Source organism: Kitasatospora purpeofusca (assembly GCF_000718025.1).
Classification (GTDB): Bacteria; Actinomycetota; Actinomycetes; order Streptomycetales; family Streptomycetaceae; genus Kitasatospora; species Kitasatospora purpeofusca.
The window spans coordinates 541331-567107 of the sequence record NZ_JODS01000001.1 but is presented as its reverse complement, the minus strand read 5'-3'; the positions used below and the strand labels follow the sequence as shown (position 1 = coordinate 567107).

The following is a 25777-nucleotide window of genomic DNA, read 5'->3' as shown; positions in this document are numbered from 1 at the left end:
CGGACAGGCGTCACCTCTTTCCAGGGGTGGCGCCTTCGCCATGGGTTCGTCTGCGACCTTTGAAGGTCTGCGGAAACCTTTCTCCCATCCCCTTGACGGGTTTCGGTGGTGACCCTAAGTTCGGCGCAGCACATTTCCTGAAAGTTTCAGCAAGCTTTCATCAGCGGTACCCGGCTGCCCCACCCCAGCCACCCCCACAGGAGACAACGTGGTCACCACCGTTCCCGCCCGCCGGCCTGCCCGCAGAACCGGGCCCGTCCGCAGCGCCAGGCCGGTCCGCGCGGCCGGCGCGCTCGGCGCCTCGGCGGCCCTGGCCCTCTCGCTCACCGCCGCCCTCGGCGCCGCCCCCACCGCACAGGCCGCCCCGCCCGGCGGCGGCAAGGACGTCACAGCGACCCTCTTCGAGTGGCGCTTCGACTCGGTCGCCAAGGCCTGCACCGACACCCTCGGCCCCAAGGGCTACGGCTTCGTCGAGGTCTCACCGCCCCAGGAGCACATCCAGGGCAGCCAGTGGTGGACCTCCTACCAGCCCGTGAGCTACCGGATAGCCGGGCGCCTCGGCGACCGCACGGCCTTCAAGAACATGATCGACACCTGCCACGCGGCCGGCGTCAAGGTGATCGCCGACTCGGTGATCAACCACATGTCGGCGGGTTCCGGCACCGGCACCGGCGGCACCGCCTACAGCAAGTACACCTACCCCGGGTACTACCAGGACCAGGACTTCCACTCCTGCCGGCGGGCGATCGGCAACTACAACGACCGCTCCGAGGTGCAGAACTGCGAGCTGGTCAACCTCTCCGACCTGGACACCGGCAGCGCCTACGTCCAGCGGACGATCGCGGCCTACCTGAACGACCTGGGCTCGCTGGGCGTCGACGGCTACCGGATCGACGCCGCCAAGCACATCGCCGCCGCCGACCTCGCCGCCATCAAGGCGAAGACGGCCAACCCGCAGGCCTACTGGGTGCAGGAGGTCATCTACGGCGCGGGCGAGCCGATCCAGCCCTCCGAGTACACCGGCACCGGCGACGTCGACGAGTTCCGCTCCGGCACCTGGCTGAAGAGCGCCTTCCAGGGCGGCCGGCTCGCCGACCTGTCCGGCTGGGGCGGCGGCCTGCTGCCCACCGACAGGGCCCGCACCTTCGTCGACAACTGGGACACCGAGCGCAACGGCTCCACGCTGACCTACCGGGACGGCTCCGCCTACACCCTGGCCAACATCTTCGTGCTGGCCCACCCGTACGGCTCGCCCAACGTCTACTCCGGCTACGCCTTCACCGGCCACGACGACGGCCCGCCGAACGGCGGCACCGTCAACGCCTGCTACCAGGACGGCTGGAACTGCACCCACGCCTGGCGGCAGGTGGCCAACATGGTCGGCTTCCGCAACGCGGTGGCCGGCACCGGGCTCACCGACTGGTGGTCCAACGGCAGCAACGCGATCGCCTTCGGCCGGGGCGGCAAGGGCTTCGTGGCGATCAACCGGGAGAGCGGCGCGCTCACCCGGACCTTCCAGACCTCGCTGCCGGCAGGCTCGTACTGCGACGTCCAGCACGGCGACCCGGCGGCCGGGGGGTGCACCGGACCGTCCTACACCGTCGGCACGGACGGCCGTTTCACCGCCACCGTCGGCGCCGGCGACGCGGTCGCGCTGTACGTCGGAGCTCCCGGCGGCGGCACCGCGGTGACCGGCGGGGCGTCCTTCGCCGTCAACGCGACCACCAGTTGGGGGCAGAACCTCTACGTGGTCGGGGACAATCCCGCCCTCGGCGCCTGGGACCCGGCCGCCGCGCTGCCGCTCTCCTCGGCCGCCTACCCGCTGTGGAAGCTCGACCTGGCGCTGCCCGCCGGGACGTCCTTCGCGTACAAGTACGTCCGCAAGGACGCCTCGGGCGCGGTCACCTGGGAGTCCGGGGCCAACCGGACCGCGACGGTGCCCGCCTCGGGCAAGGTGGTGCTGAACGACACCTGGCGCCCGTAGGCGGGTGTCGGTGCGGGGGATGCCCGTCAGCGTGGTGCGACGGGCATCCCCCCTACGAGTGGACCGGCGGCCGCAAACCCGTTTCGGCGGGTGAACGCTGGCAGCATCGCGGAATGAGCACCACCCCCGTCGTCCTCGACCTCGAACTCTGCGGCGGCCGCTGGGACGGCCACCGCAAGCGCGTCCACGCCGCCGCCCCGCCGCCCTCGCTGCGGATGGCGCTGCGGACCGAACTGCCCGCCGCCGAGGCGGGCGAGTACTGGCCCACCACCAGCGTCTACCTGCTGGTCGAGGAGGGCGGCGGGCGCCGCTACCGGCACTCCCACGACGAGTAGCCGCCGGGGCCCGTTCGTGGGCTTCCTGGGCCTGGTGGTCGGCTCCGGTCGTCGGCTCAGCCGCGGCCGACGTACGGCATGGTGGTCGCCATCACGGTGGCGAACTGCACATTGGCCTCCAGCGGCAGTTCCGCCATGTGCCGCACGGTGCGGGCCACGTCGGCGACGTCCATGGTCGGCTCCACCGCGATCCGCCCGTCCGCCTGCCGGACGCCCAGGCTCATCGCGGCCGTCATGTCGGTGGCGGCGTTGCCGATGTCGATCTGCCCGCAGGCGATCCGGTACGGGCGGCCGTCCAGCGACAGCGACTTGGTCAGCCCGGTCACGGCGTGCTTGGTCGCGGTGTAGGCGATCGACTGCGGGCGCGGCACATGCGCGGAGATCGAGCCGTTGTTGATGATCCGGCCACCCTGCGGACGCTGCGCCCGCATCTGCCGGAACGCCGCGCGGGCGCACAGGAACGCGCCGGTCAGATTGAGGTCCACCACGGCCCGCCACTCGGCGATGTCCAGCTCGTCCACCGCGGCCGGGGCGCCGAAGGTCCCGGCGTTGTTGAACAGCAGGTCCACCCGCCCGAAGCGTTCGACGGCCGCCGCGAACAGCGCGTCCACGGCCTCCGGATCGGTGACGTCGGTCGGTGTCACCAGGGCCTCCGTGGCGATCGTCCGGGCGGTCTCGCGCAGCGGTTCCGCGCGCCGTCCGGCGAGCACCAGCTGCCAGCCCCCGGCGGCCAGTTCCCGCGCGACGGCCCGGCCGACGCCGCTCCCGGCTCCGGTGACAACGGCGATCTGTTCCAGCATGGCGGACTCCTCGGCTCACGGCGGCTGGCCCGATCGTTCCCGATCCCCGCCCCGGCGTCACTGGTACGAGTGTCCAAGGCCCGGGCGGCGCGGTGGCCGCTCGCTCGTTCGGGCGGTTCCGGCGGTGGGCGGTGGACGGGCCCGCGGTGGTCCCGCGGACGGTCCTGGAGGAGGACTCCGGTCCCGGTCCGGCGGATCCCCGCCGACCGGCGGGGGAGTCCCCCCGCCGGTCGGCAGGGACCGGCAGAGGCTTTACTCGATCGGGAACAAACATTGGATCGGTGCAGGCCGGCGCGCAACCGGCCCGGGGCGGCTCACGTCATAAGATCGCAGGACGGCACGCCGCCGCGCAGGGCGGCGACCAGCCTCCCGGGGGTCCCGCAGACAGTCGCGCCCCGGGCCTGTCCGGCCCCACCCGGGGGCCACCGCCCGGCTCCGCGGAGCGGGCGCGACACCGGTCGGAGAGTTCTCACCGTGCAGCCGCAGTCCTCCCGTTTCCGCGCCGTGCTGACCGGTGCCACCGCCCTGACCCTGGCCGCCGCGCTCGCGGCCTGCGGTAGTACGGACGGGAGCAAGGGCGATTCGGCGAAGGCCGGCGCCGGCAAGGGCACGGCGGCGGCCACCGGCTCCTCCTCCGCGGCCGCCGCCTCCTCGGCGCCCGGCTCCTCGGCGCCCGGCTCCTCCGCCCCGGGCTCCCCGGCCCCGGGCTCCCCGACGGCCGGTTCGACCTCGGCCACCGCGGCGCCCGCCCCGGCCGCCGGGTCCGGCAAGGTGCTGATGCCCACCGGCCCGCAGGCCGCGTTCGGCAAGGCCAGGGACACCGCCGCCGGCCAGATCATGATGACCACCCTGGCCGGCCCCAAGTCCGGGGTCTCCGGCAAGGTCTGGGTCTGGCTCCCCCCGGAGTACAACGACCCGAAGTACGCGAAGACCGGCTTCCCGGTGCTCACCCTGTACGCGGGCGGCCAGAGCGCCGGCTACAACACCTGGACCGACAACCAGCTGCCGATCCAGGAGGTCGACGCCGACCTCGCCAAGCAGGGCAAGGCCCACCCCTTCATCATGATCATGCCGGTGCAGAACCTCGACTCAAACGAGGCCAAGGCCCTGGAGTGCGCCGACATCCCGGGCCAGCCCAAGATCGGCACCTGGATGGCCGAGGACATCCCCGACTTCGTGCGCGCCAACTTCCGCACCGTGAAGGGCCGCGACGGCTGGGGCCTGATGGGCGCCTCCACCGGCGCGTTCTGCAGCGCGAAGCTGGCCCTGCAGCACCCGGACAAGTTCAAGGCCGCCGTCCCGATCGACGGCTACTTCAACCCCGACTCGCCGCTCTGGAAGGGCTACGAGAACGACCGCCAGGCCAACAGCCCCGACCTGCTGGTCGCCCAGGGCAAGGCCGACGTCAGGATGCTGGCCACCGCCGGCGGCGCCAACGCGTACGAGATGAAGCTGGTCAAGGCGTGGGTCGCGAAGGCCGCGCCGCCGCTCACCGTCGAGTACTACGAGCAGCCCGGCGGGAAGCACCTGACCACCGACTTCAAGAAGATGATCCCGGACACCCTGCAGTGGCTCACCAAGAACCTCGCGGGGCCGCAGAGCGACTGAGGCACCCGGGGCACTGGGTCCGGAGCGGACCGGCCGATCGCATCGGCCGGTCCGCTCCGCCGTTTCCGGCGTTCGAGCGCGAGAGTCCCGGTGCTGGCGAGGGTCGCGGCGGAATGTTGCGCCGCGTTCGCCGCCGCGCCCACCGAAGCGGGTCGAACAGCCGCTGAGCTGCACGTCAATCGGACATTGATTCGCCTCTGATGTCCTCTCATCACCCTGGTGGGAGTGCCAGCCCACCACTTCCGCCAGGTCGTGCCAGCCCTGCCCGAGACGTGAAGAGAGTGCCATGCCCAGCCACCTGCTGCCCGTAGCGTCCCCGGTGTCCCCGGCCCTGCCCACCCAGGGCGGCCCCGTGCACGACCGCACCGCCGACGAGGAGCCGCAGGCCTACCGCTTCGCCGGCCTGCGACTGGTGCACTCCGCGCTCCGCCGCGACCTCGCCAGGCTGCCCAACGCCCTCCGGCTGCTGCAGCCCGGCGAGGACGAGAAGGGCGCCGCGCTGCTGCGCCACTGGACCTTCGTCACCGCCGTGCTGTCCTGCCACCACGAGCAGCAGGACACCCGGATCTGGCCGATCGTCCGCCGGTTCGCGCCCGAGCTGCGGCTGCTGCTGAACTGGCTGGAGTCGGACCACCACAACCTCGACCACTCGTTCACCCGGGTCACCACCCTGGTCCGGATCGCCAGCCGGGACACCGGTTCGGTGTGGCCGGTGGCCTACGCGATCGAGGACCTCGCCGCCCGGCTGGAGACCCATCTGCGGGTCGAGGAGCGCCAGCTGCTGCCGCGGATGGAGCTGGTCTTCACGGAGAACTCGCGGGTGGGCAGCCTGCCCGAGCTGCTCGACGTGATGCACTCCGCCGACGGCCCGGGCACGCCGGACGCGCTCGCCTGGCTGCTGGACGGCGTCGAGCCGGCGCTGGTTGAGCGGCTGCTCGCCGACTGCGACGACCTCGTGGCCCGGCACTGGCCGCACTGGCAGGCCACCTACCAGCGGTGCACGGCGCCGCTGTGGGGTCCGCCCGAGGCCTGGGACGCGGCCGGGGAGTGAGCCGAGGGGCTTTTGCGGCCCTTCGGTCTACGCGCGTGGCAGGTGCCGGGGGCCTATGCCGTCGTGCCCGTGCCCGTTGCCGACGGGCCGTCCTGCGCGGCGGGGTTCAGCGCAGGCCGAGGCGGCCCAGGTAGCCCGGCAGGTCGGCGGGGTCGTGGGTGGCCAGGCCCAGGTAGCCGTCCGGCCGGACGACGAACAGGCCCGGTCCGTACACCCGCTCCGTGACTCCGCCGTCGATCCGGTGCCCGTGCACCCCGGCGGGCAGTTCGGGCAGGGCGCGGCCGACCGCGAGCACGGTGACGTGCGGGCCGCGGAACAGTTCGAAGAGCCGCCGCGCCTCGCCGGTCCCGCTGTCGGCGGTGCCGTTCGCGGTGTCGCCCGCCGCGCCGTTCGCCGTACCGTCCAGCGGCGCGTCCGGGGCCCGCTCCCCGGCCCGCAGGGCGTCCTCGGCCAGGCCGGGGCGTGCCTCGACGGTCAACGGGCCGTCCTCGTAGCCGAGCCCGAGCTGTTCGGTGCGCGGGCCGCGCCGCAGTCCGCCGGCCCCGATCCCGCCCGCACGGTGCAGCCGGGTGGAGATCTCCAGCACGTCGGCGGCGATCGGCAGCCGTTCCTCCTCGTAGCTGTCCAGCAGAGCCTCGTCGGCGCCGTGCCGCAGCACCTGGCCGAGCTTCCAGCCCAGGTTGTAGGCGTCCTGGATGCTGGTGTTGAGGCCCTGGCCGCCGGCCGGGGAGTGCATGTGCGCGGCGTCGCCGGCCAGGAAGACCCGGCCCTCCCGGAACCGCTCGGCGAGCGCCGTGCGCGGCCGGAAGCAGGAGGCCCAGTGCACCCGGCCGAGCGCCGACTCCGGCAGGTGGGTGCGGGCCGCGACGGTCCGCCGCACGCCCTCCGGCGAGGTGTCGGGCTCCGTCTCGTTCTCCGCGCTGCCCTCCGCCTCGTTCTCCGCGCTGCCCTCCGCGCCGAACTGGGCGAACAACTGGAACGCGGTGGTGCTCGGCAGCGGGCAGAGCAGCAGCGGGCCGCCGGGTGCCTTCGGCCAGACGTGCCAGTTCCGGCGCTCCAGGCCGTCGATCTCCAGATCGGCGACCAGGGCCGGGCGCGGGTCGACCTGCCCGCCCGTCATCGGGATCCCCACCGCCCGGCGGACGGTGGAGCGGCCGCCGTCGGCGGCGACCAGATAGCGGGCGGAGACGGTCCGTTCGGCGCCGTCGGGGCCGGTCAGCCGGGCCTCGACCCGGTCCGGGAACTGGTCGAGGCCGCTCAGCGCGGTGCCGAGGACGACCTCGCCGCCGAGTTCGCGCAGCCGCTCGTGCAGCAGTTCCTGGGTGCGCCACTGCGGGAGCATCCAGACCGAGGGGAACGGCACGGTCGGGTCCGGGACGACCGGCCCGGGGCCCCCGACGAGGTCCCACTCGCCCTGCGGTTCGCCGTCCTCCCAGTTCAGCATCCGGGGGTAGGGCCGGCCGGCGGCACGGACGGCGGTGAGCAGGCCGAGGTCCTCGAAGACCTCCTGGGTCCGGGGCTGGAGCCCCTTGCCGCGCGAGCCGGGGAACAGCGCCCCCGCCTGCTCGACCAGCAGCGCGGAGACTCCGCGCCGGGCCAGGTCGCAGGCGAGGGTCAGGCCGGTCGGGCCGGCGCCGACAACGAGGACCTCGGTCCGGGTCGGGGCGTGCGTCATCGCACACTCTCCTTAACGTTGTTAAGTAGCTGACGTCCGGAAGCATGGGCTTAACGGTGTTAAGTTGTCAATGCCGCACCGTCGCACCGCAGGGCTGCGCCGGGCGGCCCCGTCGCCGCGAAAGGCGGCCGGCCGTCACGGAAGGAAGGGCGCGACATGCCGCCGAAGCTGGACCGCGCCCAGGTGGTCGACGCCGCCCTGCGCCTGCTCGACGAGACCGGGCTGGAGGGCCTCACCCTGCGCCGGATCGCCACCGAGCTGGACGTCAAGGCGCCCGCGCTGTACTGGCACTTCGCCAACAAGCAGGCGCTGCTGGACGAGATGGCCACCGAGATGCTCCGCCGGATGTACGCCGGGCCGGTCACCCTCCCGGGGAACTGGCAGGAGGCGATCACCACCACCTGCCGCACCCTGCGCACCGCGCTGCTCGGCTACCGGGACGGCGCCAAGGTCTTCAGTGGCACCCGGCTCACCGACTACGGGCACGCCGAGGGACAGGAGGCCCTGCTCGCCGCCTTCCGCCGGGCCGGGTTCGAACTCGCCGACGCCGTCCTGGCCTTCACCACCGCGTACGCGTTCACCACCGGGTTCGTGATCGAGGAGCAGGCCGTCCACCCGGTGCCGGGGGAGCGGGCGCCCGACTACGACCCGGACCGGCGTGCCGCCGCCATCGATCCCGGACACCCGCTCGCCGCGGCCGCGAGCCGGGAGCTCTTCGGGGACTTCGAGCGGCGCTTCGAGCGCGGCCTGGCGATCGTCGTGGCCGGCGTCGAGGCCTCGCTCCGCCCGGAACCCTCGCCCCCGGACCCGTCCTGAGCGGCAACTCCCGCTGTCCCCTAGGGGATTCACCCCGCACGACGTCCGGGTGGGGGCGGCCCGGAGGCTCGGGGGAGGGCCAGGGGCCGGGTGCCGCCGACGGCCGATGGCCGGTCGGCGGCGCGCGCCTACCGTCGGAGCCATGACGAGTGCACCCGCGAACCCGCCCCCGGAGCACCGCCCCGGACTCCGCTCCACCGACCTGCCCGCCGGTCCGGCCACCGACCTTCCCGGTGGTCTTCCCGGCGGCCTGTCCACCAGTCGCCGCCGCAGGCCGGCCGTCCGCTCGGCCGCCCTCGCGGTCGGCGCCGTGCTGCTGCTCGGCGCCGGCCTCACCGCCTGCAAGGGTGGTGTCTCGCTCTGCCTCAACGACAACAGCTGCGATGTCGCCGTGCACACCGAGAAGGCCGACAGCACCCACACCGTCGAGGTCTTCGGCGGCGACAAGACCCTCAGCCTCACCGTGGGCCGGATCACCGACACCACGGCCGAGGTCAAGCTCGGCGAGGACACCAAGACCCTCACCGAGGACGTCGAGACCAGCGTCGGCTCCGCGAAGATCACCCTGCGCCATGCCGACGCGCAGGAGCACACCGCCGAACTCCACGTCGTCCGCTGACCGCCCGTCGGCCCCGCTCGACCCGGCGGGCCCGGTCGTGGAGCGCCGCTACTCCGGCAGGCGGTTGAGCCAGGTGATCGGCGTGACCTCGATCGCCGTCTCCGGCGCACCGTCCCACTCCGAGGGCAGCCCGGCCGCCGTCAACGCCGCCACCACCGCGCGCCCGACCTCGGCCGTCCGCCGCACGGCGGCCTCCGTCGACTCGCCGTCCAGCTGGAACCCGCCGTACCGCAGCATCAACGCACCGCCGTCGGCCGCCCGTTCGGTGTCCTGCTGATGGAAGAACACAAAGCCCCGCGAGTCCTCCTCGGCCTCGCCCCCGATCTCGGCGTAACCGCAGCTCGCACAGCAGGTGAAGTCCATCGCGGCGACGATGCCCAGCTCCTCCAGGGCGTCGAAGGCGGCCTCCAACCGGTCGACGTCGGTCGTCTCCGGCCAGGAGGCCTGCTCCTCCAGCCGCGCCCGCCACAGCGGAGCGACGATCCGCTCCGCCTCCTCCATCGTCAGTCCCTGGTCGTCGAGGACCTCGACCAGGGACTCGGCTATCTCGTCCGGCTCCTGGAAGCCGCACCGGATCAGTTCGCGGGCCCGCTCCTCGGCGTCCCGCAGTACCTCGTCGGCAAGGGTGCTCTGTACGGTCTCCTGGTCCATACCCGCATCCAAGCACCCGCCTCCTTCAACGGCCGGGGCGTGCCGCCCGGTGCTACCGTCCCTCGATGGCCTCTCTCCTCCAGCCCCCGCTGATCACCCGTCTGCTGGCCGCCGAGCGCATCCTGATCGCCGGCGCGGGCGGCGGCTTCGACGTCTACGCGGGCCTGCCGCTCGCCCTCGCCCTGCGGGCCGCGGGCAAGGAGGTGCACCTGGCCAACCTCTCCTTCAGCGAGCTCCACGCCCTGCCCGCCGAGGTCTGGCAGGAGAGCGACCTGGCCCTGGTCCGGCCCGACACCCCGGCCCCGGAGGGCTACTTCCCCGAGCGGACGCTCGCCCGCTGGCTCCGGCTGCACGACATGCCCGACGAGGTCTGGGCGTTCCCCAGGACCGGGGTGCAGCCGCTGCGGGCGGCCTACCGGTCCCTCGTCGAGCGACTCGGCATCGACGCCCTCCTGCTGGTCGACGGCGGCACCGACATCCTGATGCGCGGCGACGAGGCGGGCCTCGGCACGCCGGAGGAGGACATGACCAGCCTCGCCGCCGTCGCCGGGCTCACCGAGGTCCCCGAACGGCTGGTCGCCTGCCTCGGTTTCGGCATCGACGCCCACCACGGCGTCAACCACTCCCTGGTTCTGGAGAACCTCGCAGCGATCGACCGGGCCGGCGGCTACCTCGGCGCCTTCTCCGTCCCGCGCGACAGCCGGGAGGGGACGCTCTACCTGGACGCCGTGGAGCACGCCCGGGCGGCGTTCCCCGAGCACCCGAGCATCGTCCAGGGCTCGGTGGCGGCCGCGCTGCGCGGCCAGTTCGGCGACGTCCGGTTCACCGACCGCACCAAGGGCGGCAAGCTCTTCGTCAATCCGCTGATGACGCTCTACTTCGGGGTCACCGTGGAGGCGCTGGTCGCCGAGCACCGCTACCTCGACCGGCTGGAGCGGACGGTCCTGATGCGCCAGGTCGCCACCGCCATCGGCGACTTCCAGGACTCGTTGCCCGTCCAGCGGCCACCGCGGCAGTTCCCCCACTGACACGCCGGGCCCGGCCGCCGGGCCTCCGTCCCGCGCGACCGCCCCGGGCCGAGGGGCGGGGCGGGTCAGCCGGTGGCGAGGCGGAACTCCAGGTTGCCGAAGCGCACCTGGTCGCCGGGGCGGACCCGGATGCCGCCGACGATCCGGTAGCCGTTCACATGGGTGCCGTTGGTCGAGCCCAGGTCGTACAGCACCCAGCCGTCGCCCTCCCGGCGCAGTTCGGCGTGGTGTCGCGAGACCGAGGCGTCGTTCAGCCGCAGCCCGGATCCGGGGAACCGGCCGATCGTCAACTGCCCGCCCCCGGAGTGGGGGAGGCTCAGCCCCGGCAGCCGCTCGGCCCGCCAGGCCCCGCCCAGGCGCACGCCGAAGGCGGAGACCCGGCCCACCGCGCGCAGCAGGAACCGTCCGACCGGGTTCCCGGCCGGCAGGTCGGCCATCACGGACTTCAGTTCGGCCCGGCTGCTCGCACGGAGCACGAGGTCCAGCCGGCCCAGAAAGGTGTCGTGCGACAGCCGGCCGTTCCCGGCGCCCTCCCGCAACGCGTCGAGGGCCCGCTCCCGCTCGGCCTCGGACGGCCGGACCACCTGTGTCCGGTTCTCACGCGACATCATGGACCGATTCTCGGGTGCCCCCGCCGACCTGTCCAGATTCCCCGGGCTGCCGGTCCGCCGGCTGCGGGTCCGCCGGGTCCGCCGGTGCGGCTCAGGTCTTGCGCGCGGCCGCCACGATCTTGACCGTGGTGTGCAGGAAGCGCGAGGTCACCGCCCCCTGGTAGGACTTCCCGAAGAGATTGCCGGTGGTGACCCACTTGCCGTTCTTCAGGTGCACCACGACGAACGCGGTGCCGGGATCGGCGCCGAGTACCTCGTAGTCGCCCTTCGGCGAGGTGTAGGGGAGCGGGAAGTCCGCGGGCAGCGGCTCGGAGAGGAAGTTCAGCGTGAGCCTGACCTCCGGCGTCACCTCGACCTCCGCGAACGGCTCGGCGTCCAGCACCGCCTGGACCTCGTCCACCGTGCGCAGCAGCACCGGTACCGGGAAGCCCAGCTGTTCGGCCAGGTGCCGCTCGATCCGCTCGGTGAGCGCGGCCCGGGCCGCCGCGTCGGTGGCCTCGGCGGTGAAGAACACGTTGCCGCTCTGGATGTATGAGCCGACGCGCTCCAGGCCCAGCTCGGCGAAGAGCGCGCGCAGCCGCTCCATCCGCACCGTCCGGCCGCCCACGTTCACGGCGCGCAGGAAGGCGATGTAGGTGGTCGTAGTGGTCACCCGGCCAGTGTGGCACCGGGCACCGACAGCGCACGGCGGCGCGAGGTCCGGGCGCCGTCGGTGCGAGCTCCGGGCGAGGTCCGTGCCCGATGTCCGCGGCCCTCGGGAGGCGTCCGGGCGGTGTCCGCCCGGCGGCTGTCAGTGGCCGGTGCCACACTGACGGCATGGCTACCTGGCAGGATTTCGAGCAGGAGGCACCGGATCTGGCCCCCGCCGTGCGGGCCCGCTTCGAGGCCAACAAGCACCACGTCCTGGCGACGCTGCGCAGTGACGGTTCACCCCGGGTGAGCGGTATCGAGGTGGGCTTCTTCGGGGCGGACGTCGTGCTCGGCTCGATGCACGACGCGATGAAGGTGCGGGACCTCCGCCGCGACGCCCGCTTCGCGCTGCACAGCAACCCGAGCGACGAGACACTGGCGGACGGCGACTCCAAGCTGTCCGGCCGGGCCGTGGAGCTCACCGACGAGGCGGAGCGCGCCGCCTACGAGGCCGAGCTCCCGGAGCCGCCGCCCGGCCCGTACGACGCCTTCCGGCTGGAGCTGGAGCAGGTCGTGCACACCACCGTCGAGGGGGACGCGGTCCGGATCAGCTCCTGGCGGCCGGGCGAGCCGGTGCGGCGGTTCGAGCGCCGCTGACACCCGGCCGCCGGTAGCGGCCGGTGTCCCGGGCCGGTACTCCGGGCGGGTGGCCCGGGTACCCCGGGCCGGTACCGCCGAGCGGTACCGGCGGCCGCCGCTACGGCAGGACGGACCTGACCGCCTCCGGCGTGCGCGCCACCACGGCGTGTCCGTCGTCCGCGGTGATGATCGGGCGCTGGATCAGGATCGGGTGCTCGGCCATCGCCGCGAGCCAGGCCGCCCGGTCGCCGTCCTCCCGGCCCCACTGCTTCATGCCCAGGTCCTTGGCCACCGGCTCCTCGATCCGGACGATGTCCCACGGCTCCAGGCCCAGCCGCACCAGCACCTGCTCCAGCTCGGCGACGCTCGGCGGGTCCTCCAGGTAGCGACGCACGGTGAACTCGGCGCCCGCGCCGGTCAGCTCGTTCAGTGCGCTGCGGCACTTCCCGCAGCGCGGGTTGATCCAGATCTCCATCCCACTACCCTACCGACCGGGGCCGACCCCGCCCCGCCCCCGCGCCGCCCGGCCGCCCGCGGCCCCGTGTCCGGACCGCACCGGGTCCACCGCCCCTGCGCGGGAACTCCCCTCCGTCCACCGACAGTTGTCCGTAGCGGAGTTGGATCTACGGGAGGGGAATCCCGCATGGACGGTGCGTCGATCATCGAGCGTCTCATGACCACGGAGGGGCGCTTCGACCCCTACCCGCTCTACGCGCGGGCGCACGAGCTCGGGGCCGCCGCCCCGGCCGGCCCCGCCGCGGTCCTCGTGACCGGGCACGCCGCCGCCAACCAGGTGCTGCGCAATCCCGCCTTCGCCGTGGAGGACACCAGGACCCTCACCGCCGACAACGCGGACCTGCTGGTCCACCCCTCGGTCGTGCTGCTCGGCCACTCGGTCCTCCAGCGCAACGCCCCCGACCACGGCCGGGTCCGCTCGCTCGTCGCCTCGGCCTTCAACGCCCGGCGGGTCGCGGCCCTGCGCCCGGCGATCGCGGCGACGGTCGCCCGGCTGCTCGACGAGCTGGACGACGGGAGCGCCGACGGTTCGCCCGTCGACTTCATGGACGCCTTCGCCTTCCGGCTCCCGGTCGAGGTGATCTGCGAACTGCTCGGCGTCCCCGTCGCCGACCGCCACCGCTTCCGGGGCCTCGCCTCGGACCTCACCATCGCCCTGGAGCTGATCCAGGACCTCGGCGAACTGGCCGCGGCCGATGCCGCCGCGGACGAACTGGACTCCTACTTCGCGGAGTTGGTCGCCGAGCGGCTGGCCAGGCCGACCGGCGACCTGGTCAGCGACCTGGCCCGGATCGCCGCCGACTCCCCGGACCGGATCTCCGGCGAGGAGCTGCTGGGCAACCTCGTCCTGCTCCTGGTCGCCGGCTTCGAGACCACCACCAACCTCCTCGGCAACGGCCTCACCCTGCTCTTCCGCCACCCCGGCGCCGCCGAGGGCCTGCGCACCGGCGGGCTGGACCCCTCGCTGTTCACGGACGAGGTGCTGCGCTACGACTCCCCGGTCCAGCTCACCTCCCGGATCTCCACCGCCCCCGACCTCACGGTGGCCGGCCTGCCCGCACCCACCGGCACCGTGGTGCTGGTGATGCTGGGCGCGGCCAACCGCGACCCGGCCCGCTACGCCAGTCCGGACCGCTTCGACCCGACCCGCACCGACAGCCAGCCGCTCAGCTTCGGCGGTGGCCAGCACTTCTGCCTGGGCAGCCAACTCGCCCGGCTGGAGGCGGACATCGCCGTCCCGGCGCTGCTGGACCGCTTCCCCCGGCTGGCCCCGGCGGGCATTCCGGTGCGCCGCGACCGCCTGGTGCTCCGCGGCTACGAATCCCTCCCCGTCACCACCCGCTGAGCCGCCGCCCGGGGGCGCGCCCGTCCTCGCCCCCGCTTCCGTTCCCGTCCCCGTCCTCGCCCCCGTCCCCGGCCGCTTAGGCGAGCCGGAGGCTGCGGGCGGACTGGTAGCGGCAGCCGGCCGCGGCGAAGGCGGCGGCCGTGGCCCGCACCCGGGCCGGGTCGCCGTCCAGGAGCGCCTGCGCCCGGTCGAGTTGGGCCCCGGCGACCGGGTTGCCCGCGACCGTGGCGCGGGCCCCGGCGAGCCGCTCGCGCGCCTCCGGGTGCCCGCTCAGCACCGAGGCCTCGACCCGCACCGCCGCGTACCAGTGCAGCCAGACCCAGGACACCCACTTCCACACCTCCTCCGGGGCGGGCGACAGCCGCTCCAGCGCGGCCCCCGCCTCCCCCCGGTGGAGCAGCACCGTGGCGTCGAACACCGCGCCGTAGCCGTGGCGGTGCTCCTCCTCGGTGCCCGCCCGGCCGACGACGGCCAGCCAGGACGCCCGGGCGCCGTCGTCGCCGCGCAGCCCGTGCACCATGGCGACCGCCGCGGCCGCCGGGCCGAGCGAGAACGACCGCGGCCGCCCGCCCTGCTCCCAGGCCCGGAGGAACCGCGCCCCGCCCGCGAGCACGGCCTCCTCCTGCCCGGCGAACGCGTCCGCGACCAGCAGCCAGGACGTGGCGTGGTGCCCCACCTCGGCCGTCAGCGGATGCTCGGCGAGCTGCCGCCCCCACTGCCGGGCCCGGTCCAGTTCGCCGACGCCGATCGCCGTCGCGGCGGCCATCGCGAGCGCGTCCACCTGTTCGTGCGCGGTGGCCGGGGTGCGCGGCGCCGGGGCCAGCAGCTCGACCCGGCGGCGGGCGGCCCCGGCGGCCGCGAACGGCTCCCCGGCCCAGCTGTGCGCACCGGAGAGGGCGTCCAGGGCGGCGGACTCGGCCACCGGGTCGCCCGCGCGCCGGGCCAGCTCGACGGCCCGCTCGGCGTACCCGACCGTCTCCCGGGCCGTGTTGTCCGGGCTGCCCTGGACGGAGCCGTAGGCGTCCGCGAGCACGGCCGCCTCGGCCAGGGCGAGGGCGGCCGAGGCCGCCGGAGAGCCGTCGGACAGTTCATCGGCCCGCGCCAGCAGGGTGGTCACCTCCGCGGCGGCGGGAAGGCGGACGAAGGTGCTGGAGAAGCGGTGGGCGACGGTGGCGGCGGCCGCCAGGTCGCGGGCGGCCCCGGCCGGGTCCCCGGCGTCGATCGCTGCCGCCGCGGCGGCGCGGTGGAGGCGGTACATGTCGTCGCCGAGGCGTCGGCACCCGGCCACCCGGGCGGCCTCCCGCAGCGCGTCGGCGGCGTCGGCGGCGTCGGCGTCGGTGGGGGAGCCCTGGACGGAGGAGTCGTCGGCGAGGGCGGCGGCCTGTTCGAGCCGCTGCTGGGCCTCGCCGAGCAGATGCCGGTCGAAGGCGAGCCCGGCGAGGCCGAGCGCGAGTCGGCGGGCGTCGGGCCGCCGCTCGGGCCGCTCGGCGGCCCAGGCCAGCGCGGTCCGCAGCTCCTCGGCCAGCGCGTCGAACCCGGCCTGCCAGGCGCCCTCCCGCAGCTGCCGTTCCTCGTCCGTCGCCCCCGCCAGTCCGTCCGCGCCGCTCAGGCACCAGTCGAGGTGGCGCCCCCGCACCCGCGCCGACTCCCCGGCCCCGTCGAGCCGTTCGGCGCCGTACTGCCGGATCGTCTCCAGCGCCCGGTAGCGGGTGCCGTGCGCGGACGGGACGGCGGTGAGCAGGCTCTGCTCGGCGAGCCGGCCGAGCCCGTCGGCCACGGCGCCCGCGTCGAGCGGGGCGAAGCCCGCCACCGCGACCGCCGCCCCGGCCGTGAACGGCAGCACGAACGCCGACACCCGCCGCAGCAGCGCCCGGTCGGCGGGCTCCAGCAGTTCGTGGCTCCAGTCCAGGACCGCCCGCACCGAGCGGTGCCGGTCGTCCGCGCGCGGGCCGCCCGCCAGGATCCGCAACTGGTCCGACAGGCCCGCCCGGAGCCCGTCCAGCCCGAGCGTCGGCCAGCGGGCGGCCGCCAGTTCGATCGCCAGCGCCATCCCGTCGAGCCGCTCGCAGACGGCCGCGATCCCGTCCCGGAGCGCCGGGTCCGGCGCCACCCCGGCCGCCGCGGTGGCCCGTTCGACGAACAGCGCGACCGCCTCCGAGCTCCCGCCGCCGTCCCGCGACAACGGCGGTACGGGGAAGACCCGTTCGAAGGGCACCAGCAGCCGGGCCCGGCTCGTCGCCAGCACCCGCACCTCCGGGCAGGACGCCAACAGCCGTTCCAGGAAAGGCGCGACACCCTCCCTCACCTGCTCACAGTTGTCCAGCACCAGGAGCGCCCGGCGTTCGGACAACGCGGCGCACACCGCCTCGTCGAGCCCCTGTCCGGGCTGCTCGCCGACCCCCAGGACGGCCGCGACGGCCGCCGCCACCCGGTCCGGACCGGCGACCGGGGCCAGGTCGACGAACCACACCCCGTCGGCGAACCCGCCGGCCGCCTCGGCCGCCACCGCCAGCGCCAGCCTGGTCTTGCCCACGCCGCCGGGCCCGACCGCCGTCACCTGCCGATGGTCCGCCAACAGCACCGCCAGCGCGGCACGTTCGCGCTCCCGCCCCACGAACTCCGTCAGCGGCGCCGGCAGCGCGGGGGCCGGCCGGGGCCGCTCGGCACGGGCGAGTTCGACCGCCCGCCGGGACAGCGCGCGCCGGTCCGGCAACGCCAACTTGCGCAGCAGCGACGAGGTGTGGGACTCGACCGTGCGCACGGAGATGAACAGCCGAGCGGCGATCTCGGCATTGCTGAGGTGTTCGCCGAGCAGCGCGAGCACATCGGCTTCGCGGGGCGAGATCACAGGAGTCGGCACCGCGTCATTATGCGGGGCGGCTCCGTGGTCCGTTCCGTGGTCACCACGGATGTGGCCCCCGCCCCGCCCGGAGGAGGCTGTGTCCAACGCCGCCGACGAGCACAGGAGTGAGAGACCATGACCGGACCGCGCCCCTCCGCCGAGCGCCGCCAGGACATCGAACGGCGCCTCGCCGAGGACGTCGACGTCTGGGTGGCCACGGCCTCGCCGGACGGCGTGCCCCACCTCGTCCCGCTCTCCTTCGACCACGACGGCGGAGCGCTGCTGCTCGCCACCCCGGTCGGCAGCCCGACCGGCCGCAACCTCGCCGCCGCCGGCACCGTTCGGCTGGCACTCGGCCACACCCGGGACGTCTGCATGATCGAGGGCGAGGTCGAGGCCCTCGGCATCGACGACCTCCCGTACGAGCGGGCGGACCGCTTCGCCGCCCGCACCGGCTTCGACCCGCGGGCCTCGGCCGTCCGGTACGGCTGGTTCCTGGTCACGCCCCGCCGCGTCCAGGCCTGGCGCGAGGAGAACGAGCTGTCCGGCCGCGAGCTGATGCGCGACGGCCGCTGGCTCGACGAACCGGTCAGTTCTTGAGAAGCCTTCCCCGGCGCTCCCGCGCCACCATGAAACCGTCCCGCCCCACCAGTCCCACCGAGGAGCCCACCATGACCACCACCGCTTCGAAGACCCCCACGTCCAAGACCCCCACCCAGCCCTTCGACGGCTTCACCGAGGACGAGCGCGCGGCCATGAAGGAGCACGCCAAGGAGCTCAAGGCCGCCGCCCGCCGCAACCCGCGCACCGCCAAGGCGGACGCCGAGCAGGAGGTCCTCGCCAAGATCGCCGAGATGGAGCCGGCCGACCGCGCCCTCGCCGAACGCGTCCACGCCCTCGTCCGGGCCGCCGCCCCCGCCCTCACCCCCAAGCTCTGGTACGGCATGCCCGCCTACGCCAAGGACGGCAAGGTCCTCTGCTTCTTCCAGTGCGCCCAGAAGTTCAAGTCCCGCTACGCGACACTCGGCTTCAGCGACGTGGCCACCCTCGACGACGACACCATGTGGCCCACCACCTTCGCCCTCACCGCCCTCACCCCCACCACCGAGGCCCGCATCACCGCCCTCCTCACCACGGCGACCGCCTGACCGTCCCCGACTCCCGCCCGACTCACCCGGCCCGGTTGGCCCGGAAGGCGCGCCGGTAGGCGGCGGGTGTGGTGCGCAGGGCCTCGTGGAAGCGGCGGCGCAGATTGACGGCGGAGGACAGGCCGACCCGGCGGGCGATGGTCTCCACCGGCAGGTCGGTCTCCTCCAGGAGGGCCCGGGTGGCGGCGATCCGCCGGTCCAGCAGCCAGCGTCCAGGGCTGATGCCCAGTTGTTCGGTGAAGCGCCGGGTCAGCGTCCGGGCCGACACCTGGGAGCGGACGGCCATCTCGGAGACGCTCACCGGCCGGTCCAGCCGTTCGGCCAGCCACTCCAGTAGCGGTGCCAGCGAGCCGCTGGCCGGCGGAGCGGGCAGTTCGGCGTACTGCAGCTGACAGCCCTCGCGGTGCGGCGGCATCACCATCTGCCGGGCGATCCGCAGGGCGTGCGCGGCGCCGTGGTCCTCGCGCACCAGGTGCAGACAGAGATCCGCCCCGGCTGCGGCACCGGCGCTGGTGGCGACATCGCCGTGGTCCACGTAGAGCACCCCGGGGTCGACCCGGACCCGCGGGAACCGGGCGGCCAGCTCGGTGGCCCGGGCCCAGTGGGTCGCGGCCCGGCGGCCGTCCAGCAGTCCGGCGGCGGCGAGCACGAAGGCACCGGAGCAGAGGCCGACGACCCGCGCGCCGCGCCGGTGCGCCCGGCCGACCGCGTCGACCACCGTCGGCGGCACCTCCGCGCCCGCCGGGTGCTGCCAGCCGGGCACGAGCACGGTGTCCGCGTCCTCCAGTGCGTCCAGCCCGGCGGTGACCAGGAGGTCGTAGCCCGCCCGGGTGCGGACCGGGCCGGGGTGCTCGGTGCAGACCCCGAACGTGTAGTGGGCGGGGACGGCCGGGCCGTGGTCGCCGAACACCTCGGTCGCGCAGGCCAGCGGGAAGGTGTCCTGCGGGGGCAGCAGCAGGGCCACCACCCGGTGCGGCGCGGTGGGACCGGGGAGCGGACGCGGCGTCATGGCGGGAAAGTACCCCATCGTGTCGTTCGGGACACTGGGACCAGGCGATTGGTCTGAACCACCATCTCTGCTGTGACCACCGCCGAGACGCACACCCCACCTGCCCCGCACTCCGGCCCCGGACTCCGGGACGCCCGCAGCCCCTTGTGGACCGGACCCTTCACCCTCTACTTCACCGCCCGCGCGGTCTCCGTGCTCGGCGACGCGATGATGCCCGTGGCCGCCGCGCTCGCGGTCGGCGCGCTGTACGGCGTCTCCGGGGCCGGCCTCGTCCTCGGCACCTGGACCGGGACGTTCGTGCTCCTGGTGCTGTTCGGCGGGGTGCTCACGGACCGGATCGGCGCCCGTCGGACAATGGTCGCCGCCGATCTCGTACGGGTGCTCACCCAGGGCGTGCTGGCGGCCGCCTTCTTCGCCGGACGGCCGCCGTTCTGGCTGCTGGTGACCATGGCGGCGGTGGCCGGCGCCGCCGTCGCGATGTTCCTGCCGGGCGTGAACGGGATGGTCCCGCTGGTCGCGGCCGACCCGCAGCGGGCGAACGCGACCCTCAAAGTGGCCGACGCGCTCGCCCACCTGCTCGGCCCGGCCCTGGCGGGACTGCTGATCGCGCTGACCGGCGCCGGGGCGGTGTACGCGATCGACAGCGGCACCTTCCTGCTCAGCGCCCTGTGCCTGGCACTCGTCCGGCCCGCCCCGGCCGACCCCGGTCCCACCGCCCGCACCGGCGGCCCGCTCCGCATCGAACTGCTCCAGGGCTGGCGGGAGTTCCGCGCCCGTACCTGGATGTGGGCGGTGATCCTCGTCTGGATGGTCTTCGGCGTCCTGCTCTTCGGCCCACTGGTGCCGCTGGGTTCGGCCCTGGTCGCCGACCGGCTCGGTCCGAACGCCTACGGCCTCGCGGTCTCCTTCCTCGGCGCCGGCACCGTACTCGGCGGCCTGGTGGCCCTGCGACTGCGCCCGGCCCGCCCACTCGCCGCGGGCACGGCGGCCATGGTGCTGTACACCGCGCTGCCGCTCTGCGTGGCCGTGGACGCCGGCCTGCCACTTCTCCTGGCGGGCCACGTCCTCGGCGGCGCCGCCCTGGCGTTCTGGTCGGTGATGTGGGCGACCAGCGTGCAGACCCACACCCCGCCCACCGTGCTCAACCGCGTCTCCGCCTACGAGTTGGCGGGTTCGGTGTCCGGCATCTCGCTCGGCCAACTGCTGGCCGGCCCGGCCACCGCACTGGCCTCCCCGGCCCACCTGCTCCTCCTGTCGGCCGCCGCCTGCCTGGCCGGCTGCGCGACCCTCATCGCCACCCCCGCCATCCGCAACCTCCCCCGTACCCCACCCGCTGGCCCGACCTTCACCGGGTGACCGGCTCGTGTTCGCCGTAGGTCACTCGTTCGGTGTCGGCAGCGGGGTGTTCTCCTGGCTTGCGAGCCGGTTGTCGTCCCGCTGCACACCGATGGAGGTCGCGCTTGCCGACGGGGCGCCGGCCTCCTGCTCCTGCTCGTCCTCCGCAGGTCAGCGAGGCGCTGACCTGCGGAAACGGCGAGAGGTCGAACTGCGTTACCGCAGGTCGGAGCTGCTCCTACAGGTCGTAGTAGAGCTCGAACTCGTGCGGGTGGGGGCGGAGGGCGATGGGGGCGATCTCGTTGGTGCGCTTGAAGTCGATCCAGGTCTCGATGAGGTCCGGGGTGAAGACGTTGCCCGCGAGGAGGTACTCGTGGTCGGCTTCGAGGGCCTCCAGGACGGCCGGGAGGGAGGACGGGACCTGGGGGACGCCGGCGTGCTCCTCGGGGGCCAGCTCGTAGAGGTCCTTGTCGACCGGCTCGAGGGGCTCGATCTTGTTCTTGATGCCGTCCAGGCCGGCCATCAGCATGGCGGCGAAGGCGAGGTAGGGGTTGGAGGACGGGTCGGGGGCGCGGAACTCGATGCGCTTGGCCTTGGCGTTGGAGCCCGTGATCGGGATCCGGATCGCGGCGGAGCGGTTGCGCTGGGAGTAGACCAGGTTGACCGGGGCCTCGAAGCCGGGGACCAGGCGGTGGTAGGAGTTCACCGACGGGTTGGTGAAGGCGAGCAGCGACGGCGCGTGCTTGAGCAGGCCGCCGATGTAGTAGCGGGCGGTGTCGGAGAGTCCGGCGTAGCCCTGCTCGTCGTAGAAGAGCGGCACGCCCTCGGTCCACAGCGACTGGTGGACGTGCATGCCCGAGCCGTTGTCGCCGAAGATCGGCTTCGGCATGAAGGTGGCCGTCTTGCCGGCCCGCCAGGCGACGTTCTTGATGATGTACTTGAACAGCATCAGGTCGTCGGCGGCATGCAGCAGGGTGTTGAACTTGTAGTTGATCTCCGCTTGGCCGGCCGTGCCGACCTCGTGGTGCTGGCGCTCGACCTCCAGGCCCGCCTTGGCGAGTTCCAGGGACATCTCGGCGCGCAGGTCGGCGAAGTGGTCGACCGGCGGGACGGGGAAGTAGCCGCCCTTGTACTTGACCTTGTAGCCGCGGACGTCGCCCTCGGTGGAACCGGAGTTCCAGGCGCCGGCCTCGGAGTCGATGTGGTAGTACGAGGCGTTGGCGCTGGTGTCGAACCGGACCGAGTCGAAGACGTAGAACTCGGCCTCGGGGCCGAAGAACGCGGTGTCCGCGATGCCGGAGGAGGCGAGGTAGGCCTCGGCCTTCTTGGCGACGTTGCGCGGGTCGCGGCTGTAGGCCTCGCCGGTCACCGGGTCCTGGATGAAGAAGTTGATGTTGAGGTGCTTCTCCTGGCGGAACGGGTCGAGCCTGGCGGTGGCGAGGTCGGGGACCAGGGCCATGTCGGACTCGTGGATGGCCTGGAAGCCGCGGATCGACGAGCCGTCGAACATCAGGGTCTCGGACGGGTCGAACGTCGCCGCGGGTACGGAGAAGTGCTGCAGAACGCCTGGCAGGTCGCAGAAGCGGACATCGACGAACTTCACGTCGTTGTCCTGGATGAACTGCTTCACTTCGGCGGCGTTGTTGAACATCCATCCTCCTCGGCGTAGCGAATGGGGCTCACCCTAGGAATGGGCCGTTTCCGGCCGGTGACCCAGTCGTTTCCTGAATGTTAACCGCACACGTCACGCGGGCGGCAAAGCCCTACGGTCCTGGACAAAACGCCTCGCCCGGCCAGGTGGGGGCGTTGAAGTGGTCTGGACCACTGGGGAAGGGCGGGGGAAAGCCGGCGGCGGCCGATTCACTCTCCGGTGGCGCGCGCGGGCGGGCGGCGCGGTGCGGGTCGGGGAGGCGGTGGCCGTCCCCGGTGTTCGCCCGGTTAATGTGGATTCGTGGACACCAGAGAAGCGTTGGGATCGTGGATCGACGGCCCGAAGGCGGCCGCCGAGAAGATGGGAGCCGACTTCGGCTACCGCGGTGAGCGCCTCGGACTGCCCAAGGAGGGTTCCGGCTCGATCGCGGGCCCGGGCCGGCGGCTGGGTGCCCTGTTCGTCGACGGCTGGCTGGTCGCCGTCGTCGCCTACGGGCTGCTCGGCAACGGCTCCGCGGGCTCGGCGAACATGTGGACCACTCCGCTGCTCTTCGCCGTCATCGTGCTGCTGCTCGCGACGACCGGGACGACCTTCGGCAAGCGGCTGTTCGGCCTGCGGGTGGTCCGGCTCGACGGCGGCCGGGCGACCATCCCGCAGGTGCTGCTGCGGACGGCGCTGCTCTTCCTGGTGGTGCCGGCCCTGGTCTGGGACCGCGACACCCGGGGGCTGCACGACAAGGCGGTCGGCACCGTCGAGGTCCGGATCTGATCCCGAGCCGGTGCGAATGCCGGAACCCCGAACGTCGGAACGCCGAACGCGCCGTAATGCCGAACGGCCCCGCTGCGGAAGCTCCGCGGCGGGGCCGTTCTGGTGTCGACGGGGGAGGGGCTCAGCGAGCCTGGCCGCCCTTGGGCATCCGGGCGCCCTTGGGCATCGGGCCCTTGGGGATGGGGGCCTTGGAGAGCAGGTCGCCCAGCGCGCGCAGCCGGTCGTTGGTCTCGGTGACCTGGGCGGGCGTGATGGCGCGCGGCAGACGCATCAGGTGGATCTGCAGCTTCTTGAGCGGGACCTCGTCCTTGCCGTCGCCCACCACGATGTCGTGCACCGGCACGCCGTCGCCGACGACCCGGGCCATCTTCTTCTTCTCGGACGCGAGCAGCTGGCGGACCCGGTTCGGGTTGCCCTCACCGATCAGCGCGATGCCGGCCCGGCCGACGGCGCGGTAGACCGCGTCCTGGCTGCGGGTGACGGCCACCGGCGTGGAGCTCGCGCTCCAGCCGCGCCGGATGTTGTTCAGCACAGCGGCGACGGCGCCCGGCTGGCCCTCCATCTGCCCGAACGCCGCGCGCTCGGCCCGGCGCCCGAAGACGATCGCCATGGCCAGGAAGGCCACGATGAAGCCCAGGATTCCCAGGTAGACGGGGTGCTCGATCGCGAAACCGATGGCCAGGAACACGCCGAAGGTCAGCAGGCCGACGCCGGCGATGATCAGGCCGATCTTGGTGTCGACCTTCTTGGTCATGGTGTATGCCAGGCGGATCTGCTTCAGTCGCCCGGGGTTCTCGGATGTTTCCCTCGCCATAACGCTCATGGTACGTGGCGCGGGTACGGGATATCCAAGCCCGGGTACCCGTTCGCCCCGAACCGTGACCCGGGTGCCCCTGTTCCGCCCGGTGTGTCGCCCCCCGAACTGCCCCTGAACTGCCCTCGAAGTACTCCTGACGTACCCCTGGAGTACCGTCCTCCACCCCGGCTCCCCACCCCTCGGCGCCCGCCGCTGTCCGCCGTCAGCGGCGCGCGGCGTTCGCCGGTCCGCCCACCGGGGCGCCCGCCGGTCCGCCGTCGAGTTCCCGCGCCGCCGCGTGCCTGCGGTTCTCGCAGACGGCGGCCCAGGCGTTCCGCCGCGCCTGGCGCTGGCCGCCCGCCAGCAGCACGCTCTCGGCCAGCCGGAGCGCGGTGCCCACCGACCGGAGTTCCACCCGGAAATCGACCCGCATGCCGAAACAGCTCCCCTCGGACCGAGCGGCCGCGCGCGCGGACCCGTGACCGGGTGCGCGCGGAGGTGCGGACGTGCTCGGAGGTGTGGCTGAGAAAAATCGAACACTCATGGAGACGCCATCATCCCCACTCCGTGTTACCAGTCCGTGACCAGGCAGTCAAAGTCCGGTGAAGCGAAAGGGGCGGAGCCGAAGCCCCGCCCCTCCGATGGCGTGAAACCGTCGCCGCTGCCCGTCAGACCGCCGCGACCGGGGCGTCCGCGACCGGGGAGGACGCGGCCGGGGCCGACGCCGCCGTCCCGCTCTGCCGCTCGCGGTGCTCCAGCGCCTGCCGGTACAGCCGCCCGGCGCGGTACGAGGAGCGGACCAGCGGGCCGGACATGACCCCGGCGAAGCCGAGCTCCTCGGCCTCCTGCTGCAGCTCGACGAACTCGTGCGGCTTGACCCACCGCTCCACCGGGTGGTGGCGCAGCGACGGCCGCAGGTACTGGGTGATGGTGATCAGCTCGCAGCCGGCCCCGACCAGGTCGGCCAGCGCCTGGCTGACCTCCTCGCGGGTCTCGCCCATGCCCAGGATCAGGTTGGACTTGGTGACCAGCCCGGCCTCGCGCGCCTGGGTGATGACGTTCAGCGAGCGCTCGTAGCGGAACGCCGGGCGGATCCGCTTGAAGATCCGCGGCACGGTCTCGACGTTGTGCGCCAGCACCTCGGGGCGCGAGGAGAAGACCTCGGCCAGCTGCTCCGGCACCGCGTTGAAGTCCGGGATCAGCAGCTCGACGCCGGTGCGCCCGGCCTCGCGGGCGGCGGTCAGCGCGTGCACCTGGCGCACGGTCTCCGCGTACAGCCAGGCGCCGCCGTCCGGCAGGTCGTCGCGGGCGACGCCGGTGATGGTGGCGTAGTTGAGGTCCATCGTGACGATGGACTCGGCGACGCGGCGGGGCTCGTCCCGGTCGAAGTCGGCGGGCTTGCCGGTGTCGATCTGGCAGAAGTCGCAGCGGCGGGTGCACTGGTCACCGCCGATGAGGAAGGTCGCCTCGCGGTCCTCCCAGCACTCGAAGATGTTGGGGCAGCCGGCCTCCTGGCAGACCGTGTGCAGCCCTTCCTTCTTCACCAGCGACTGGAGGGCGTTGTACTCCGGCCCCATCTTCGCGCGGGTCTTGATCCACTCGGGCTTCCGCTCGATGGGGGTCTCGCTGTTGCGGACCTCCAGGCGGAGCAGCTTCCTGCCGTCGGGCGCGACAGCGGACACGTGCGACTCCTAGAACTAGACGGGGTACCCCCAGGGTACGCCTGTGCTTGTACGGCCTTCGCCGGGGCCGGGACCCCGCAATCGCAGGGCAACAGGGCTACCGGCAAGTAGATTCCCGGGTGCGGGACCGGCGTCCGGACCGGCATGGGACTGGCATCCGGACCGGCATCGGGACTGGCATCCGGAACCAGCGTCCGGACCGGCGTCCGGGCTCAACGCCCGGAACCGGTTCCGCGGG

The 25777-nt window shown here is 73.5% G+C and carries 25 protein-coding genes; 13 read left to right on the top strand and 12 right to left on the bottom strand.

What is annotated here, in order from left to right; genetic code table 11:
• The first annotated feature begins 208 nt into the window (after positions 1–208).
• Positions 209–1984 (top strand): carbohydrate-binding module family 20 domain-containing protein, encoded by a 1776-nt coding sequence (locus IF01_RS0102620; protein ID WP_051754831.1) that lies wholly within the window; start codon positions 209–211, stop codon positions 1982–1984.
• Between the two features lie 113 nt (positions 1985–2097).
• Entirely contained in the window at positions 2098–2319 is a 222-nt protein-coding gene (locus IF01_RS0102615) for a hypothetical protein (RefSeq protein WP_030391569.1), read from the top strand.
• A gap of 56 nt (positions 2320–2375) precedes the next feature.
• Here the strand turns inward: IF01_RS0102615 and IF01_RS0102610 are convergent, their stop codons facing one another.
• A complete protein-coding gene (locus tag IF01_RS0102610) occupies positions 2376–3119 on the bottom strand; it encodes an SDR family oxidoreductase (protein WP_030391568.1) in 744 nt (247 codons plus the stop codon).
• Between the two features lie 474 nt (positions 3120–3593).
• Between IF01_RS0102610 and IF01_RS0102605 the strand changes: the two genes are divergently transcribed.
• Positions 3594–4727 carry an alpha/beta hydrolase gene (locus IF01_RS0102605; protein ID WP_233290311.1) on the top strand — a complete coding sequence of 378 codons (1134 nt, stop codon included), beginning with the start codon at positions 3594–3596 and terminating at the stop codon, positions 4725–4727.
• A gap of 286 nt (positions 4728–5013) precedes the next feature.
• A complete protein-coding gene (locus IF01_RS0102600; protein ID WP_030391566.1) occupies positions 5014–5778 on the top strand; it encodes a hemerythrin domain-containing protein in 765 nt (254 codons plus the stop codon).
• 106 nt (positions 5779–5884) lie between these two features.
• Here the strand turns inward: IF01_RS0102600 and IF01_RS0102595 are convergent, their stop codons facing one another.
• Positions 5885–7453 carry an FAD-dependent monooxygenase gene (locus IF01_RS0102595; RefSeq protein WP_030391565.1) on the bottom strand — a complete coding sequence of 523 codons (1569 nt, stop codon included), beginning with the start codon at positions 7451–7453 and terminating at the stop codon, positions 5885–5887.
• A 156-nt stretch (positions 7454–7609) separates the two neighbouring features.
• Here IF01_RS0102595 and IF01_RS0102590 point away from each other — a divergent pair, with 156 nt between their 5' ends.
• Both IF01_RS0102590 and IF01_RS0102585 read left to right on the top strand, forming a co-directional pair.
• Positions 7610–8269 (top strand): TetR/AcrR family transcriptional regulator C-terminal domain-containing protein, encoded by a 660-nt coding sequence (locus IF01_RS0102590; RefSeq protein ID WP_030391564.1) that lies wholly within the window; start codon positions 7610–7612, stop codon positions 8267–8269.
• 142 nt (positions 8270–8411) lie between these two features.
• Entirely contained in the window at positions 8412–8888 is a 477-nt protein-coding gene (locus tag IF01_RS0102585) for a hypothetical protein (RefSeq protein ID WP_030391563.1), read from the top strand.
• A gap of 48 nt (positions 8889–8936) precedes the next feature.
• Here the strand turns inward: IF01_RS0102585 and IF01_RS0102580 are convergent, their stop codons facing one another.
• The gene (locus IF01_RS0102580; RefSeq protein ID WP_051754830.1) at positions 8937–9539 is read right to left on the bottom strand and encodes a DUF6891 domain-containing protein; all 603 of its coding nucleotides are present in this window, start codon (positions 9537–9539) and stop codon (positions 8937–8939) included.
• Positions 9540–9604: 65 nt separating this feature from the next.
• Here IF01_RS0102580 and IF01_RS0102575 point away from each other — a divergent pair, with 65 nt between their 5' ends.
• The gene (locus IF01_RS0102575; protein ID WP_030391561.1) at positions 9605–10567 is read left to right on the top strand and encodes a DUF1152 domain-containing protein; all 963 of its coding nucleotides are present in this window, start codon (positions 9605–9607) and stop codon (positions 10565–10567) included.
• Positions 10568–10632: 65 nt separating this feature from the next.
• Here IF01_RS0102575 and IF01_RS0102570 read toward each other — a convergent pair whose 3' ends face one another.
• Together IF01_RS0102570 and IF01_RS0102565 are read right to left on the bottom strand one after the other, a co-directional pair.
• The gene (locus tag IF01_RS0102570; protein ID WP_030391560.1) at positions 10633–11178 is read right to left on the bottom strand and encodes an FHA domain-containing protein; all 546 of its coding nucleotides are present in this window, start codon (positions 11176–11178) and stop codon (positions 10633–10635) included.
• A gap of 91 nt (positions 11179–11269) precedes the next feature.
• Positions 11270–11830 carry a DUF1697 domain-containing protein gene (locus IF01_RS0102565; protein WP_030391559.1) on the bottom strand — a complete coding sequence of 187 codons (561 nt, stop codon included), beginning with the start codon at positions 11828–11830 and terminating at the stop codon, positions 11270–11272.
• Between the two features lie 164 nt (positions 11831–11994).
• On the opposite strand from IF01_RS0102565, the gene IF01_RS0102560 reads away from it, so the two are divergent.
• On the top strand, positions 11995–12465 hold the full coding sequence (locus IF01_RS0102560; RefSeq protein WP_030391558.1) for a pyridoxamine 5'-phosphate oxidase family protein: 471 nt from the start codon (positions 11995–11997) through the stop codon (positions 12463–12465).
• 100 nt (positions 12466–12565) lie between these two features.
• Here IF01_RS0102560 and IF01_RS0102555 read toward each other — a convergent pair whose 3' ends face one another.
• Positions 12566–12922: an arsenate reductase family protein gene (locus tag IF01_RS0102555; RefSeq protein ID WP_030391557.1), complete on the bottom strand. Its 357-nt coding sequence runs from the start codon at positions 12920–12922 to the stop codon at positions 12566–12568.
• A gap of 168 nt (positions 12923–13090) precedes the next feature.
• Here IF01_RS0102555 and IF01_RS0102550 point away from each other — a divergent pair, with 168 nt between their 5' ends.
• Positions 13091–14308 (top strand): cytochrome P450, encoded by a 1218-nt coding sequence (locus tag IF01_RS0102550; RefSeq protein ID WP_030391556.1) that lies wholly within the window; start codon positions 13091–13093, stop codon positions 14306–14308.
• Positions 14309–14384: 76 nt separating this feature from the next.
• Here IF01_RS0102550 and IF01_RS0102545 read toward each other — a convergent pair whose 3' ends face one another.
• Positions 14385–17168, bottom strand: coding sequence for an ATP-binding protein (locus IF01_RS0102545; RefSeq protein ID WP_037778810.1), 2784 nt, complete (start codon positions 17166–17168; stop codon positions 14385–14387).
• 117 nt (positions 17169–17285) lie between these two features.
• On the opposite strand from IF01_RS0102545, the gene IF01_RS0102540 reads away from it, so the two are divergent.
• Both IF01_RS0102540 and IF01_RS0102535 read left to right on the top strand, forming a co-directional pair.
• Positions 17286–17750, top strand: coding sequence for a pyridoxamine 5'-phosphate oxidase family protein (locus tag IF01_RS0102540; RefSeq protein WP_030391554.1), 465 nt, complete (start codon positions 17286–17288; stop codon positions 17748–17750).
• A gap of 71 nt (positions 17751–17821) precedes the next feature.
• Positions 17822–18298, top strand: coding sequence for a DUF1801 domain-containing protein (locus tag IF01_RS0102535; RefSeq protein ID WP_030391553.1), 477 nt, complete (start codon positions 17822–17824; stop codon positions 18296–18298).
• Between the two features lie 22 nt (positions 18299–18320).
• On the opposite strand, the gene IF01_RS0102530 is transcribed toward IF01_RS0102535, so the two are convergent.
• Complete coding sequence (locus IF01_RS0102530) at positions 18321–19307, bottom strand: GlxA family transcriptional regulator (protein WP_030391552.1); 987 nt, start codon at positions 19305–19307, stop codon at positions 18321–18323.
• Between the two features lie 72 nt (positions 19308–19379).
• Between IF01_RS0102530 and IF01_RS0102525 the strand changes: the two genes are divergently transcribed.
• Positions 19380–20663 carry an MFS transporter gene (locus tag IF01_RS0102525; RefSeq protein ID WP_208624268.1) on the top strand — a complete coding sequence of 428 codons (1284 nt, stop codon included), beginning with the start codon at positions 19380–19382 and terminating at the stop codon, positions 20661–20663.
• Positions 20664–20880: 217 nt separating this feature from the next.
• Here IF01_RS0102525 and glnA read toward each other — a convergent pair whose 3' ends face one another.
• Positions 20881–22293 (bottom strand): type I glutamate--ammonia ligase, encoded by a 1413-nt coding sequence (gene glnA / locus IF01_RS0102520; RefSeq protein ID WP_030391550.1) that lies wholly within the window; start codon positions 22291–22293, stop codon positions 20881–20883.
• Positions 22294–22593: 300 nt separating this feature from the next.
• Here glnA and IF01_RS0102515 point away from each other — a divergent pair, with 300 nt between their 5' ends.
• Positions 22594–23061, top strand: coding sequence for an RDD family protein (locus IF01_RS0102515; protein WP_030391549.1), 468 nt, complete (start codon positions 22594–22596; stop codon positions 23059–23061).
• Between the two features lie 121 nt (positions 23062–23182).
• Here the strand turns inward: IF01_RS0102515 and IF01_RS0102510 are convergent, their stop codons facing one another.
• From IF01_RS0102510 to lipA, 3 genes are all read right to left on the bottom strand, one after another.
• Entirely contained in the window at positions 23183–23875 is a 693-nt protein-coding gene (locus IF01_RS0102510) for a DUF4191 domain-containing protein (protein ID WP_030391548.1), read from the bottom strand.
• 205 nt (positions 23876–24080) lie between these two features.
• A complete protein-coding gene (locus IF01_RS41205; protein WP_037778635.1) occupies positions 24081–24290 on the bottom strand; it encodes a hypothetical protein in 210 nt (69 codons plus the stop codon).
• A gap of 235 nt (positions 24291–24525) precedes the next feature.
• On the bottom strand, positions 24526–25539 hold the full coding sequence (lipA, locus tag IF01_RS0102500) for a lipoyl synthase (RefSeq protein WP_030391547.1): 1014 nt from the start codon (positions 25537–25539) through the stop codon (positions 24526–24528).
• Positions 25540–25777 lie beyond the last annotated feature (238 nt).

Excerpts from the sequence above, each read along its gene's own strand:
- IF01_RS0102580 (WP_051754830.1), bottom strand. The coding sequence starts at position 9,539 with ATGGACCAGGAGACCGTACAGAGCACCCTTGCCGACGAGGTACTGCGG.
- IF01_RS0102570 (WP_030391560.1), bottom strand. The coding sequence starts at position 11,178 with ATGATGTCGCGTGAGAACCGGACACAGGTGGTCCGGCCGTCCGAGGCC.
- IF01_RS41205 (WP_037778635.1), bottom strand. The coding sequence starts at position 24,290 with ATGCGGGTCGATTTCCGGGTGGAACTCCGGTCGGTGGGCACCGCGCTC.
- IF01_RS0102550 (WP_030391556.1), top strand. The coding sequence starts at position 13,091 with ATGGACGGTGCGTCGATCATCGAGCGTCTCATGACCACGGAGGGGCGC.
- IF01_RS0102535 (WP_030391553.1), top strand. The coding sequence starts at position 17,822 with ATGACCACCACCGCTTCGAAGACCCCCACGTCCAAGACCCCCACCCAG.
- IF01_RS0102540 (WP_030391554.1), top strand. The coding sequence starts at position 17,286 with ATGACCGGACCGCGCCCCTCCGCCGAGCGCCGCCAGGACATCGAACGG.
- IF01_RS0102510 (WP_030391548.1), bottom strand. The coding sequence starts at position 23,875 with ATGGCGAGGGAAACATCCGAGAACCCCGGGCGACTGAAGCAGATCCGC.
- IF01_RS0102560 (WP_030391558.1), top strand. The coding sequence starts at position 11,995 with ATGGCTACCTGGCAGGATTTCGAGCAGGAGGCACCGGATCTGGCCCCC.
- glnA (WP_030391550.1), bottom strand. The coding sequence starts at position 22,293 with ATGTTCAACAACGCCGCCGAAGTGAAGCAGTTCATCCAGGACAACGAC.
- IF01_RS0102610 (WP_030391568.1), bottom strand. The coding sequence starts at position 3,119 with ATGCTGGAACAGATCGCCGTTGTCACCGGAGCCGGGAGCGGCGTCGGC.
- IF01_RS0102615 (WP_030391569.1), top strand. The coding sequence starts at position 2,098 with ATGAGCACCACCCCCGTCGTCCTCGACCTCGAACTCTGCGGCGGCCGC.
- IF01_RS0102575 (WP_030391561.1), top strand. The coding sequence starts at position 9,605 with ATGGCCTCTCTCCTCCAGCCCCCGCTGATCACCCGTCTGCTGGCCGCC.
- IF01_RS0102530 (WP_030391552.1), bottom strand. The coding sequence starts at position 19,307 with ATGACGCCGCGTCCGCTCCCCGGTCCCACCGCGCCGCACCGGGTGGTG.
- IF01_RS0102555 (WP_030391557.1), bottom strand. The coding sequence starts at position 12,922 with ATGGAGATCTGGATCAACCCGCGCTGCGGGAAGTGCCGCAGCGCACTG.
- IF01_RS0102595 (WP_030391565.1), bottom strand. The coding sequence starts at position 7,453 with ATGACGCACGCCCCGACCCGGACCGAGGTCCTCGTTGTCGGCGCCGGC.
- IF01_RS0102600 (WP_030391566.1), top strand. The coding sequence starts at position 5,014 with ATGCCCAGCCACCTGCTGCCCGTAGCGTCCCCGGTGTCCCCGGCCCTG.
- IF01_RS0102590 (WP_030391564.1), top strand. The coding sequence starts at position 7,610 with ATGCCGCCGAAGCTGGACCGCGCCCAGGTGGTCGACGCCGCCCTGCGC.
- IF01_RS0102585 (WP_030391563.1), top strand. The coding sequence starts at position 8,412 with ATGACGAGTGCACCCGCGAACCCGCCCCCGGAGCACCGCCCCGGACTC.